The sequence below is a fragment of the Corynebacterium aurimucosum ATCC 700975 genome, assembly GCF_000022905.1.
Taxonomy (GTDB): Bacteria; Actinomycetota; Actinomycetes; order Mycobacteriales; family Mycobacteriaceae; genus Corynebacterium; species Corynebacterium aurimucosum_F.
The window spans coordinates 532,862-545,572 of the sequence record NC_012590.1 but is presented as its reverse complement, the minus strand read 5'-3'; the positions used below and the strand labels follow the sequence as shown (position 1 = coordinate 545,572).

The 12,711-nt window shown below is 64.6% G+C and carries 12 protein-coding genes; 8 read left to right on the top strand and 4 right to left on the bottom strand.

The window, feature by feature from the left end; translation table 11 throughout:
- Nucleotides 1-20: 20 nt before the first annotated feature.
- Entirely contained in the window at nt 21-875 is an 855-nt protein-coding gene (locus tag CAURI_RS02735; protein ID WP_010189417.1) for a bifunctional methylenetetrahydrofolate dehydrogenase/methenyltetrahydrofolate cyclohydrolase, read from the bottom strand.
- 24 nt (nt 876-899) lie between these two features.
- Between CAURI_RS02735 and CAURI_RS02730 the strand changes: the two genes are divergently transcribed.
- The 5 genes from CAURI_RS02730 to CAURI_RS02710 all read left to right on the top strand — a co-directional run bounded on the left by CAURI_RS02730 (nt 900) and on the right by CAURI_RS02710 (nt 5,873).
- Nucleotides 900-1,370: a tRNA (cytidine(34)-2'-O)-methyltransferase gene (locus CAURI_RS02730; RefSeq protein ID WP_010189418.1), complete on the top strand. Its 471-nt coding sequence runs from the start codon at nt 900-902 to the stop codon at nt 1,368-1,370.
- Nucleotides 1,371-1,417: 47 nt separating this feature from the next.
- Nucleotides 1,418-3,289 (top strand): pyruvate kinase, encoded by a 1,872-nt coding sequence (locus CAURI_RS02725; RefSeq protein ID WP_010189419.1) that lies wholly within the window; start codon nt 1,418-1,420, stop codon nt 3,287-3,289.
- A gap of 137 nt (nt 3,290-3,426) precedes the next feature.
- Entirely contained in the window at nt 3,427-3,675 is a 249-nt protein-coding gene (locus CAURI_RS02720) for a FeoA family protein (protein WP_010189420.1), read from the top strand.
- A gap of 3 nt (nt 3,676-3,678) precedes the next feature.
- Complete coding sequence (gene feoB, locus CAURI_RS02715) at nt 3,679-5,613, top strand: ferrous iron transport protein B (RefSeq protein ID WP_010189421.1); 1,935 nt, start codon at nt 3,679-3,681, stop codon at nt 5,611-5,613.
- Complete coding sequence (locus CAURI_RS02710; protein WP_236660846.1) at nt 5,565-5,873, top strand: FeoC-like transcriptional regulator; 309 nt, start codon at nt 5,565-5,567, stop codon at nt 5,871-5,873. Before feoB ends, CAURI_RS02710 begins: the two co-directional genes overlap by 49 nt.
- Here the strand turns inward: CAURI_RS02710 and CAURI_RS02705 are convergent.
- Both CAURI_RS02705 and CAURI_RS02700 read right to left on the bottom strand, forming a co-directional pair.
- Nucleotides 5,854-7,254, bottom strand: coding sequence for a PH domain-containing protein (locus CAURI_RS02705; protein ID WP_010189424.1), 1,401 nt, complete (start codon nt 7,252-7,254; stop codon nt 5,854-5,856). The genes CAURI_RS02710 and CAURI_RS02705 overlap by 20 nt on opposite strands.
- Nucleotides 7,251-7,700 carry a PH domain-containing protein gene (locus tag CAURI_RS02700; protein ID WP_010189426.1) on the bottom strand — a complete coding sequence of 150 codons (450 nt, stop codon included), beginning with the start codon at nt 7,698-7,700 and terminating at the stop codon, nt 7,251-7,253. Before CAURI_RS02700 ends, CAURI_RS02705 begins: the two co-directional genes overlap by 4 nt.
- 58 nt (nt 7,701-7,758) lie before the next feature.
- Between CAURI_RS02700 and CAURI_RS02695 the strand changes: the two genes are divergently transcribed.
- The gene (locus tag CAURI_RS02695; RefSeq protein WP_029158947.1) at nt 7,759-8,019 is read left to right on the top strand and encodes a helix-turn-helix transcriptional regulator; all 261 of its coding nucleotides are present in this window, start codon (nt 7,759-7,761) and stop codon (nt 8,017-8,019) included.
- Nucleotides 8,020-8,026: 7 nt separating this feature from the next.
- Complete coding sequence (locus tag CAURI_RS02690; RefSeq protein WP_010189428.1) at nt 8,027-8,497, top strand: hypothetical protein; 471 nt, start codon at nt 8,027-8,029, stop codon at nt 8,495-8,497.
- A 5-nt stretch (nt 8,498-8,502) separates the two neighbouring features.
- Here CAURI_RS02690 and CAURI_RS02685 read toward each other — a convergent pair whose 3' ends face one another.
- On the bottom strand, nt 8,503-11,640 hold the full coding sequence (locus CAURI_RS02685; protein ID WP_012714859.1) for an error-prone DNA polymerase: 3,138 nt from the start codon (nt 11,638-11,640) through the stop codon (nt 8,503-8,505).
- A 164-nt stretch (nt 11,641-11,804) separates the two neighbouring features.
- Here CAURI_RS02685 and CAURI_RS02680 point away from each other — a divergent pair, with 164 nt between their 5' ends.
- Nucleotides 11,805-12,704, top strand: a complete 900-nt coding sequence (locus tag CAURI_RS02680; RefSeq protein WP_010189433.1) for a MetQ/NlpA family ABC transporter substrate-binding protein — start codon at nt 11,805-11,807, stop codon at nt 12,702-12,704.
- Nucleotides 12,705-12,711: the final 7 nt, after the last annotated feature.

The window sequence follows — 12,711 nt, the reverse complement described above, 5'->3', positions numbered from 1 at the left end:
TGGGTGTTCGTGTTGGGGCGCTATTGAGCGGCAAGCTTTTCGGCGCGCTCGACGATATTGCTGACCAGGAACGCGCGCGTCAGCGGACCCACGCCGCCCGGGTTCGGGGAGACATAGCCGGCCTTCTCCCAGACATCCTCGGCTACGTCGCCGGCGAGTTTGCCGTCGACGCGGGACACGCCGACGTCGAGAACCGCGGCGCCTTCCTTAACCATATCGGCGGTCAGCATGTGTGCCTTGCCAGCTGCCGCGATAATGACATCGGCCTCACGGGTTTCCGCGGCAAGGTCCTTGGTGCCGGTGTGGCACAGCGTCACCGTGGAATTCTCGCTGCGGCGAGTGAGCATCAGGCCAATCGGGCGACCCACAGTCACGCCGCGGCCAATGATCACGACCTTCGCGCCATCGAGCTCTACCCCAAATCGGCGCAGCAGGTGGATGCAGCCATTCGGCGTGCACGGCAGCGGGGCCTCCTCGTTGAGCACCAGCTTGCCCAGGTTGATCGGGTGCAGGCCATCGGCGTCCTTGGCTGGGTCGATAAGCTCCAGCACGCGGTTCTCATCCAAGTGCTTCGGCAGCGGCAGCTGCACGATGTAGCCGGTGCAGGCGTCATCATTGTTGAGTTCCTCGATGACGCGCTCCAGCTCCTCTTGGGAAACGTCGGCAGGCAGGTCCTTGCGAATCGAGTTAATTCCGAGTTTCTCGCAATCGCGGTGCTTCATCTTCACGTAGGAATGCGAACCCGGATCATCGCCCACCAGGACCGTGGCCAGGCCCGGGGTAATCCCCTTCTCCTTGAGGGCGGCCACGCGCTGGGCCAGGTCCTCGAAAATCTCGTCGCGGTACAAGTTGCCATCTAGTTTGGTAGCGCTCATGCACACCATCCTAGACTGATGCCTATGAGCAGCTTGCACATCGTCTTCGACAACCCCGTGATCCCTACCAACACCGGCAACGCCATCCGCACCGCCGCCGTCACGGGCGCGAGCCTGCACCTCATTGAGCCGCTCGGCTTCAATTTCGAGGACAAGCACCTTAAGCGCGCGGGCCTGGATTACCACGACTTAGCAGACCTCAAGATCCACAAAGACTTCGACGCCTGCATGGAGGCCCTCCCCGACGCGCGTGTTTTCGCCTTTACCACCCACACAGAAAAGTGGTTCACCGACGTGGAATACCAGGAGGGTGATGTCCTGCTTTTCGGCACCGAGCCCACGGGCCTGCCGGAGGAGCACGCCTTCCACCCGCGGGTAACGGAGCGCGTGCGCATCCCCATGATGCCGGCGCGGCGCTCGATGAATCTATCCAACGCAGCGTCGACGGCCGTGTACGAGGCCTGGCGCCAGCTCGGCTTCCGTGGCGCGGTCTAACAAGTCGCGGCACAATATGGGTGGACTTTCACACCGAAGGAGACACCTTGCCTAGCCTGCGCCCACTTCTTGATTCCCTCACTACCCGCGTCGAAGCTTCGTCTGCCGCGCACGCCGCGCAGATCGCGCGCGTGGATCCCGTCCACCGCCCCGGAGCGGTCAACTTGGTGCGCTATATGGAATTGCGCTCCCAGGACGCCGTCGAACTCCAGGAAGGCCTCACGGCCTTGGGCGCCACGAGTCTCAGCCACCCGGAGCCCGCGGTGCTGGAGCGCCTCCACGCCGCGCGCAACGTGCTCGACGCCTTCGATGGCCAGGCACCGACCTACCCCGTGCAGCCCATCGCCACGGCCTATGCGGACGCGGACGATATCCTCGACGCCAACACCGAAGCCCTCCTCGGCCCCACCCAGGAGGACACCCACGCGCGCATCATGGTGACCCTTCCCACCGAGGCCGCGGAGGATTATGAGTTGGTCCTCGGCTTCGCCCGCGCGGGCATGGAATTAGCCCGCATCAACTGCGCCCACGATGACCAGGCTGCCTGGGCGAAGATGGTGGAGCACGTCCACCGCGCCGCCGAGGAGGTGGGGCGCGAGATCCTGATTTCCTGCGATATCGCCGGCCCCAAGGTTCGCACCGGCAGCATCGAGCCGGGTCCGCAGGTCATCCGCGTGCGCGGCGAGCGCACCGCTGCGGGCGAGCTGCTGAGCCCAGCAACGCTCGTGCTTCACGACGCCCCCTCCTCTACCCGCGCCCACGGGGTGGCGGGGGAGGCGTCGCCAAGCGCGGCCCGCCCAGCGGTAGCGCTGGAGGTGGATGGTGAGTGGTTGGCGCGCCTGTACCCCGGCAGCGAGGTGCGCTTCACGGAGGCGCGCGGGCGCTCCCGTGTGTTCACGGTGGAGAGCGTAGAGGTAGGCGTGGCCGTGCTGCACGGTGAGCGCAACTGCTACCTCGCCGAGGGGACGGTGCTCAACCACGGCGGGGAGATCACTCGGGTGCATGGGGTGCCGGCTCTCGAGCAGAAGATTCGCCTGCACCGCGGCGAGGAGTTGGTGCTCAGCACGTCTGCGGAGCCGGCGCGGATTGTGGAGGGTGAGGTCACCACTATTGGGTGCACGCTGCCGGAGGTGGTCGGTGCGCTCGAAGTCGGCCACCGGGTGATTTTCGATGATGGTGCCATCGCCGGCCGCGTCCGCGAGGTGCGGGAGAATGGTGCGGCGCGCGAGGCCGTCGTCACCGTGGAGCATGCCGGACCGACCGGCACCAACCTGGCCGCCTATAAGGGAATCAACTTGCCGGATACCGACGTCCCGCTGCCCAGTCTCACCGAGGAAGACATCGAAGCGCTGCGTTTTGTGGCCACGCACTGCGATATCGCGGCGGTCTCCTTCATCCGCACGCCGGCTGATGTGGCCTTCCTCTATGACACGCTCGAGGAGATTGCCGCCGAGCAGGAATCAGAGGAGATGGCGCAGCGCGTGCGTGACCTCGGCATCGTGCTCAAGATTGAGACGGTTCCGGCTTATGAGCAGCTGGGAAGTGTGCTGCTGGAAGGCATGCGGCATGCCAAGTTCGGCATCATGATTGCGCGCGGTGACTTGGCTGTGGAATTGGGGTTTGAGCAGATGGTCCAGGTGCCGGGGCGCATCATGAAGGTCGCGGAGGCGGCCCACATCCCGGTCATCATGGCCACGCAGGTGCTGGAGACTCTGGCCAAGACGGGGCTTCCCTCCCGTGCGGAAATCACGGACGCCGGCTATGCGCTGCGCGCGGAGTGCGTCATGCTCAACAAGGGCCCGCACATCACGGAAGCCATCCAGATTCTGGACCGCATGTCCCGCAAGCTGGGCCAATCGCGACTGAAGAATCGCCAGAGGCTGCGCCAGGTGAGCAGCTGGACCAATCCACTCGCTTAATCCGCGGTGCAACTGCGCCGCGTGGTGAGGATCACCTAAGAGATAGCCACAAAACCTAGACGGACCTATATTTACTAAGGGTACCCTATAAAGATAATGCTTATTCGGTAGTGCTTATTTAAGGAAGAGGGCTCACCGTGAAGTTATCTGAGTGCCCGCGACAAACCGCCGACGCTATCCCCGTGGGATGCACCATCACCCTGAGAGCCGAGTGCATTTCCTGCACCTGCGATGCCGCACTGGCAGTGCGCCTCGGCGAGCTAGGAATCCGCCCCGGCGCCACGCTGACTATGGGCCCGCGCGTGGCCGGCGGCGCCCGCGTTGTCTCGGTGGGCAGCTGCCGCTACGCCATCGATAAGGCAACGCTGCAAGCCATCGAGGTCTAAACCATGGCCACCACGAAACCCAGCTGCCACGGCGATCCGGGCGGCGCGGTAGCCCCTGCCGGAGCACCCATCATCGCGCTCGTCGGATCCCCCAACTCCGGAAAGTCCACGCTCTTTAACGCTCTGACCGGCGCGAAGGCGCAGACCGGCAATTGGCCGGGAACTACGGTTGAGGTCAGCCGCGGCGCCTGGAAGCTGGGGGAATCTACCGCCGATCTCATCGATTTTCCCGGCACCTATTCGCTCGATCCGCTCAGCCCCGATGAGGCGCTCACCCGCGCCATGCTCATCGATTGCCCCGATGATGAGCGCCCCGACGCCGTCGTCGTGGTCGTCGATGCCAGCGCCGTCGCGCGCGGCCTCAACGTGGCCCTCCAGTTGGCGGAGCAGCCCTACCGCCTCATTATCGCGCTAACGAAGACCGACGTGGCCCTCAACCAGGGCCAAACGGTGGACCCCGTTGCGCTCGCTGAGGCCACTTCCATCCCAGTGGTGGTGGTTGATGGGCGTAAGCGGGAGGGCGTCGAGAAGCTGCGAGAAGTTGTTGTTGATTCTCTGGTGGCTGAGCCGGTACGGCTGCGCGAGGACACCGGCCTGGAGGGCCGCTTCGCGGAGCTAGATGCGGCGGCGAAGGCCTCGGTGAGCGAGGTCGAGCACGCCACGCCACTCTCCCACCGCCTCGACGCGGTGGCCCTCCACCCAGTGGTGGGGCCGCTGCTGTTCCTGGCCGTGATGTGGCTGGTCTTCCAAATCACCACCACGGTGGCCGCTCCCCTCCAGGACGGTTTGGAAACGCTGATCTCCGGACCCTTGAGCGACTGGGCGCGGGCGGGGCTCGGGGCCATCGGCTTAGGTCACCCCCTCATTACGGGCTTGCTTGTCGACGGCCTCATCGGCGGCGTCGGCATGGTCCTCACCTTCGCCCCGCTCATGGCGCTGATGTTCTTGTGCTTGGCGGTGTTGGAGGATTCCGGCTACATGGCGCGTGCGGCGGTGGTCACGGATCGCCTTATGCGGGCCATCGGACTGCCGGGCAAGGCCTTCATCCCCATCGTGGTGGGCTTTGGCTGCAACGTGCCGGCGATCTCGGCCACGCGCGTGCTCGGCAGCCCGCGGCATCGCATCATGACCGCGCTGCTCATTCCGTTTACCTCGTGCTCGGCGCGCTTGGTGGTCTTCGTTATGCTTTCGGCCACGTTCTTCCCGGAGCACGCCGGCAGCGTGGTGTTCATCATGTACGTCATTTCCATCGCGCTGCTAGTGCTCGTTGGCTTGGCGCTGCGAAAGACGCTGTGGCGCGCGGTGCCTGAGGAAGCGCTGGTTATTGACTTGCCAACGTACCAGCTGCCCACCGCGCGCCTAGCGCTGAGCGTGATGTGGACGCGGTTGAAGGGCTTCCTGCAGACCGCCGGTGGCATCATCGTGAGCACGGTGGTCGTGGTGTGGCTGCTCATGGCCATCCCGGTTGGGGCCGCGGTGCACGAGACTACCTTGGGCGAGCCACCAGCACCGGAGGATTCCGCCTACGGCGCGGTCTCGCGCACCATTGCCCCGGCCTTTGCTCCGGCTGGTTTCGACTCGTGGTCCCTGGCCGGCCCGCTGGTCACGGGTTTCGTGGCCAAGGAGGCGCTGATTTCGACGTGGGCGCAGACCTACGCCGTCGACGACGTCACCGACGCCTCCGCGGAGGAGCAATCCCATAGCGCGCTCAGTGACCGCGTGCGTCAAGATTTCGACCGCGCCTCCGGTGGCCATCCCCTCGCCGCGGTGTGGGCCTACATGCTCTTCCTGCTGGCCTACACTCCGTGCGTGGCCACGATTGCCGCGCAGCGCCGCGAGATTGGCTGGCGCTGGACGCTCTTCGGTTTCGGCATTCAGCTGGCCACCGCGTGGGTGCTGGCAGTGGCGGCCTTCCAGATTCTGAGGGTGTTTATCTAGTGTCCGCCTCGCCCATTCACGCCGTGCAGCAAGCCATCGAATCCGGCGTGCGCTCGCGCGTAGCCATCGCGGCGCAGACCGGGCTGGAGCCCGGCACGGTCGATGTCATCCTGGATCACCTCACCGCCAGCGGGGTACTCGATATGGAGCCGCTCGGCTCCTGCCCCGCGGGCGGATGCGGGTCCTGTTCGGCGGCCTCGGCGTGTGCCGGCCCCAGCAGCACCCGCGGACCGGTGCTGCTTAAGCTTCGTCGCCGCTAGGAGCTGGCGCAGACTCGAGGGCAGGGAGGCGGCGGGAGCGCAAGCGGGTGAGGAGTTCGGAGGCGTCGGCAGGCGTGAGGTCCTGGCCGGCCATCTTGACTGGGCCCGCCACAAGGTCGAAGCGCACGGTGCGCACACCCGCGAGGTGACCCAACGGCCCCACCTTGAGAGTGAGCTCTTGGATGTGCGGGGTGCCAATCACCATGACGCGGCGGTTGATGCGGCCGCGGTGCACGATGGTCACGGGAAGCGGGGAATCCACGAGCGTCACCGACTGCTGTTTGCGGTCGACGGGACTGACCCAGGTGGCCCGGCGCGGGGAGGTATAGGTGGGCTGGGTGTGGCCTTCGGGGCGCGCATAGTCCTCAATCTGCGCGCGGTCTAGATCGGAGATGAGGGCTAGCAACTCCAGCGCCTGCTCGCGGGTGCCCACCGGCAGGATGCGCGTGGAACCTGACTGCTTGCCGCCGCCCTTCGCGCCATATCCGGCCACCGAGACGTGCACCTCGTACCAGCCGAAGCGCCTCCACAGAAAAGGCTGGCTCACCCGCACGCCGTGGATGCGGCTGATGCGGATGGTTTGGCGGCGGCGGTCGGCAAGACCGTAGGAGACGTTGAGGGCGTTGGCGGGGGCGTCGTGAAGCGCGGTGAACGTCCACGAGGAATCCACCAGACTCCACACCCGCCCCACGAAGCCCACGATGATAGGCAGCAGCGCGGTCCACATCCCGGGGAGGAAGAGCAGGCCGCCGATGACGAGTGCGGTAACCAACGTGGGCAGGCGCAAAGCCTCAGCGGCAATCGTGCGCAGGATGGGAATCTCCGGGATCAAGGCGGCGGGAGTTTCCGGCGCTGGCTCACTGGCAGACCCCTTATTTGTGCGCCGCAGCAGCTCCGCGCGCAGCTCTTCTGCTTTCGCCTTGGACAGGTACTCAATCTTGATCACCGACGAGGAACCGCCAGCCGTTTCCACCCGGACCGCCGCTAGGCCCAGCAGGCGCGCAATGATGGATTCCACGACATCCACCGCCTGAATGCGCTCGTAGCGCGCGGAGCGGAAGGACGTTGAGATGACGCCGTGGCGCAGCGCGATTTCATCCTCGGTGAGCTTGTAGCCCAGCTTGCGCCACCAAATTCCGGAGACGAGCCAAATCACCGTGCACACCAGCACGAAGGCACCGATGCCCAGCAGGGTGCCGCGGCCGACCTCGCCCAAGTGCCCACCCTGCACGTAAGACAGGACGTCCGACACCATGGAAGCGTTGACGTTCACCGCGAGAACGGCCACCAGCGCCAGAATCAGCGACCAAAAACGCAACAGCGGGGTGAGGCGGTGGACGCGGGTGTAGCCGTCGGCGTCGATAAGCGCGCGGTCCTTCACAGCCCGCTCATCCTCTCGCGGGCCTTGACGGCGAGGCGCTCGCGCAGGGCGTCGGCGTCGGCAGCAAGGAGGCCGGGGATGGTGGCGTCGCTGCTGGGCGACGCCGTGTGCAGTTTCACCTTTTTCAGCCCCATCGCCCGCTCGACGGGGCCGGCGGTGACGTCGACGAACTGGATGCGGCCGTAGGGCACGACGGTGAAGGTGTGCCAGATTTTTCCGCGGGTGACCAGTAATTCATCGGCGGTTTCCTGCCAGCCCAGGTTTTTCACCTGCGCGGGGATGAGCCACAGTTCGTAGAGTGCCCACGCAACGAGCGCGCCGGCTACCCAATAGAGCCAATCCCACCAGAAATATGCCGCCGCGGCCGCCAGGGCGGCGAGGATAATGTCCCAGCTCAAATTCGTGATGTAGCGGGCTTTAGTGAGTGACGGGGATACGGGGTTCATGCCAACACACTAACATGAACCCTTGACAAGTTGTTGGGTTTATACAACACTGTGGTGCATGTCCCCAAAGAAAAAGCCCACTCGCCCACTATTTAACCGGGTCCGCGTGCTTCGCGTTGAACGGGACATGACGCGCGCACAGCTTGCCGCCGCCATCGGGGTCAACCCCCAAACCATCGGCGCCCTCGAGCGCGGCGACCACTCCCCCAGCCTGGATCTCGCCTTCAATATCTGCGAGGTCTTTGACCTACCCGTGGAAGCCGTGTTCTCCCGGAACGAATTCACCCCCATGTCCTCCGAGATCTACCGAAAGGGATAAGCCACTCATGTCCGCCCCTATTCCCGATTCCGTTAAGACCCGCAAGCGCTACAGCACCCTGGCCGACCTGTCCACCGCCCTCATCATCGCTTCCATCCCCCTGCAGTTCTGGAGCGCCTTTACCTCACTCATGGTGGCCGCCCTTGGAACTTTGCTGTGCGCGTTGATGACCGCTCGCCTGCGTACCACTATCAACGCGGCAGACCTACCCGGAACGGAACTTGATGAGTACCAGATGCAGCAGCACCTTGAGGCCCGCGACGACGGTCTCAAATTCTCGCTCACGGCACTCGTCATCCTGCTGCCGGTGACCGGTCTCATTGCCTGGGGCGCCCGAGCCATGCCCATCATGGATGGAGCATTCGTATCCCAGCTCTATCTCAAGATCATCCTCCTACTCATAGTGTGGGTGCCCTTCTCTGTGGCGCGTTCCCTGGCAGGAAAGATGAACCGCGACGAGCTCATCTCGAAAGAATAAGCCGCTTAGCGGAAATCCCGCGAGCCGCGCGAGAGCGCCTCACCGAATGCCAGTGGCTCCAGCTGGTCCGCGGCAACCGTGACCGCCCCGGAGGCGTTCTGTACGATGCCGCGCACGATGAGCGCGGGTGCCGTCCGCGCGGTGACCTTATCCCGGGCCCACAGGCCGGGCGAGACCATCACGTTCATTAACCCAGTCTCATCCTCCAAACCAAAGAAGACCACTCCGCCCGCGGTCTGCGGGCGCTGGCGGTGCGTGACCACCCCGGCGATGCGCACGCGGGTGCCATCCTCCACGCCCGGCAAATCCGCCGCCGCCAAGATTCCGCGGGACTGCAATTCCCCGCGGACCTGCTCCATCGGCTGTTGGTTGTGGGTCACGCCGGTGCTCGCCACGTCTGCGGCCATGAGCTCAAAGGCACTCATCCCCGGCAAAAACGGCGCCTCGATCGCAGAAAGCCCCGGCAGCATTCCCGCCCGTTCTGTTGCGGCCACACCTGCCTGCCACAGCGCTTGGCGGCGATCCACCCCAAAGACATCCAAGGCTCCCGCCACGGCGAGGGCCTCCACATGATCGACGGTGAGGTCGGCGCGGCGGGAGAGATCGGGGACGCCGGCAAACGGCGCGGCCGCTTCAATGCGGTCGGCGGCCTTATCACCTAGGCCTTTGATGAGGTTCAGGCCCAGACGGATGCGAGTCTGGCCGTCCGCGCCCACCACCACGCGCGCTTCGCGGCCCGATTCGTTGACGCTAACCGGCAGCACCTCCACACCGTGGCGGCGCGCGTCCTGAATAAGCGACTGCGGCGAGTAGAAACCCATCGGCTGCGCACGCAACAAGCCCACGCAAAACTGCGCCGGGTAATAGCGCTTAAACCACGCAGAAAAGTACACCAAGGAGGCAAAAGACTGCGAGTGTGACTCCGGGAAGCCATACGCGGCGAAAGCCACAATCTTGGCCCACAACTTATCCGCCACTTCCCCGACAATCCCGTTGGTTTCCTCCAAGCCCTCATAAAAGCGCTGCTTGAGCGCTGCCATCTTGGCCGGCGAGCGCTTCGAGCCCATCGCGCGCCGCAGGTCATCCGCCTCCGCACCGCTGAATCCGGCGGCATCGACCGCAATCTGCATGAGCTGCTCCTGAAAGAGCGGAATTCCCAGTGTCTTGCCCAAGGACTTTTCTAACACCGGATGGTCATAGGTCACTGGCTCCTTGCCATCGCGGCGGCGCAGGTAAGGGTGCACCGACCCGCCCTGAATAGGACCCGGCCGGATGAGTGCCACCTCCACGACGAGGTCGAAGAAGACCCGCGGCTTGAGCCTCGGCAGCGTGCTCAGCTGCGCGCGCGATTCCACCTGAAACACGCCCACCGCATCCGCGCGGCAGAGCATGTCATAGACTTCCGAGTCCGCCAGGTCCAGCTCCCATAAGTTGACCATCCGGCCAGTGCTCTCCTCCACCAAGTCCATCATGTGGTGCAGGGCTTCGAGCATGCCCAGGCCCAGCAGGTCGAACTTCACCAGCCCGGCCGCCGCGCAATCATCCTTATCCCACTGCAGCACCGAACGATTCTCCATGCGCGCCCATTCCACGGGCACAACATCCGCAATCGGTCGATCACACAGCACCATGCCGCCGGAGTGAATGCCCAGGTGGCGCGGCTGGCCCAGGAACTGATCGGCCAAGGATTCAACGTCCGAAGGCGCGGGCGCAATGCCCTTCGACCAGGCATCGGCCGAGCCCTGCGGGTAGCCCAACGCGCGGGCGGCATCCCGCAGCGCCCCTTTGCGGCGGTACGTAATCACGTTGGCCACCTGCGCGGCGCGCTCGCGGCCGTGCTTGGCGTAGACGTACTGGATAACCTCCTCGCGCCGCCCGGATTCAATATCGATGTCGATATCCGGCGGTCCATCGCGGTCCGGGGAAAGGAAACGCTCAAAGAGAAGACCCGCGGAAATCGGCTCCGCATTCGTAATCCCCAGCGCGAAGCACACCGCCGAATTCGCCGCCGAACCGCGCCCCTGGCACAGGATATTCTCCCGTTTACAAAAGTCCACGAGATCACACACGATGAGGAAGTAGCCGGGAAAGCCCAGCTGCTTGACGACGCCCAGCTCATACCGCATCTGCTCCCACGCCCGTTCCCGAATTTCCTTAGGCCGCGTGGCATAGCGCGCTGCTGCTCGCTCGAAGGTGAGATGCTCTAGCCAGGACATCTCGGTATGCCCCTCCGGCACGTCGAAATCAGGCAGGTTCGGGGCCAGCGCTTCCCAGGTGAAGCTGCATTCCTCGAGGACGCGGACGGTCTCCGCAATAAGCTCGGGGCGCTCAGGCAGCAAGCGCGCCATCTGTTCCCCGGAGCGCAGCCAGGACGAGCCCATGGGGTGGGAGTTGGGGGAGGCGTCGGCAAGCGCGAGGCGTCTGGACAAGGCCTGTTTGGCGCCGGCTAGCCGCGCGTGTTCCCGTGCCGCGGCAGCTGGGCGGGCAGTGGCGATGGCGCGCGGAACCGGCAAGGAATCCATCAGTAGGTGGTGGTCGGCATCCTCCGGGAGCTGGGTACATGCGTACTCCAGAACCATGCTGTCTATTTTTATTCCATCGACCAGAAGATCGAAATGCTCCACCCACTCCCAGCCCACCAGGAAGAGACACTCATCCTGCAACTGCGCACCAATCTCCGCCAGGGAAGGATAGGACACGACCCCCTTCTCTCCCGCCTCCATGTGTGCGCGGGAGATGAGCCGGGATAGCCGCCGGTAGCCCTCCGGGGTGCGCGCCAAGACCGTCAGCGGGGCCGGGTCAAGACTGAGCTCCGCGCCGAAGACGGCGGGCAGCCCCACCTTGGCGGCGGCCTCCGCAAACTTCATAAGGCCATAGAATCCATCCCGATCTACCAGCGCAATCCCCCACAGTCCCAGATCGACGGCGCGCGCCACGAGCTCCTCCGGCTCGGAGGCGCCGCGCAGGAAACTATAGGAGCTCACCGCGTGCAGCTCGGCGAAAGGCACGGCGGAATGCCCCACCTTCGGCGCGTCCGTGGCCTGCGGCAGGTGATCCACCGACACCGGAACGGGCCCTGGACGGCCAGAGAGAATCCTCTCCACCCGGGACCACGGCAGCGCCTCACCCCCATTGAATCTCATAGCTCCACACACTATATTCGAACATGTATTCCAGTCAAGGTTTTCGTTGAACAAATACTCGGATAGACAAAGCGGTTCAATCGTTGCTAGTTTTTCCTGCAGTGAACACTCCTGCGGTGACACGACTTGCCGCACAAACCAAGAAGGGACACTAGGAACCCACCATGAGCATCCGTCGCGTACTTGCTGCCACCTCGGCAGCCGTCATCGCCGCAACCGGCCTGGTTGCTTGCTCCTCCGATTCCTCGGACTCCGCCGAGTCCGAGAACTCCGGCGAAGCCATCACCAAGGACTCCACCATCACCATCGGCACCACCGACGCCAACATGGAAGAGTGGGCCGTCTTCCAGGACCTGGCCAAGGAAGCTGGCTTCGACGTCAAGCTGGAGAATTTCTCCGATTACAACACTCCGAACCAGGCTCTGGACCAGGGCAAGCTAACGACGAACAAGTTCCAGCACCTGAAGTTCCTGGCTGAGTACAACAAGGGCAACGGCACCGACCTCGTCCCGCTGGCCGCCACCGAAATCTACCCGCTGGCCATCTACTGGAAGGACCACAAGGACCTCGCTGACATCGAAGGCCAGGAAGTCGCCATCCCGAATGACTCCACCAACCAGGGCCGCGCCATCGGCCTGCTGGTTCAGGAAGGCCTGGTCACCCTCAAGGAAGGCAGCCCGCTGACCCCCACCCCGCTGGACATCGATGAAAAGAAGTCCAAGGTCAAGGTCACCCCGGTGGACGCTGCCCAGACCCCGGCCGCGTACGGCGAGGGCAAGCCGGCCGTCATCAACAACTCCTTCCTCGAGCGCGCTGGCATTGACCCGCAGTCTGCCGTCGCTCAGGATGACCCGGACTCCACCGAGGCCGAGCCCTACATCAACGTCTGGGCTGTGCGTGCCGACGACGCCGATAACGAGACCCTCCACGAACTGGCCGAGCTGTGGAAGGACCAGAAGGTCACCGACGCCGTTCTGAAGTCCTCCGGCGACACCGCCGTGGCCGTCGACCGCTCCCAGGAGGAGCTCCAGGAGATCCTGGAGCGCCTCGAAGAGCAGGTCTAAGCACAAT

Bases quoted from the DNA above. Each gene is read 5' to 3' on its own strand.
- CAURI_RS02735 (WP_010189417.1), bottom strand. From the start codon at position 875: ATGAGCGCTACCAAACTAGATGGCAACTTGTACCGCGACGAGATTTTC.
- CAURI_RS02730 (WP_010189418.1), top strand. From the start codon at position 900: ATGAGCAGCTTGCACATCGTCTTCGACAACCCCGTGATCCCTACCAAC.
- feoB (WP_010189421.1), top strand. From the start codon at position 3,679: ATGGCCACCACGAAACCCAGCTGCCACGGCGATCCGGGCGGCGCGGTA.
- CAURI_RS02700 (WP_010189426.1), bottom strand. From the start codon at position 7,700: ATGAACCCCGTATCCCCGTCACTCACTAAAGCCCGCTACATCACGAAT.
- CAURI_RS02695 (WP_029158947.1), top strand. From the start codon at position 7,759: ATGTCCCCAAAGAAAAAGCCCACTCGCCCACTATTTAACCGGGTCCGC.
- CAURI_RS02690 (WP_010189428.1), top strand. From the start codon at position 8,027: ATGTCCGCCCCTATTCCCGATTCCGTTAAGACCCGCAAGCGCTACAGC.
- CAURI_RS02685 (WP_012714859.1), bottom strand. From the start codon at position 11,640: ATGAGATTCAATGGGGGTGAGGCGCTGCCGTGGTCCCGGGTGGAGAGG.
- CAURI_RS02680 (WP_010189433.1), top strand. From the start codon at position 11,805: ATGAGCATCCGTCGCGTACTTGCTGCCACCTCGGCAGCCGTCATCGCC.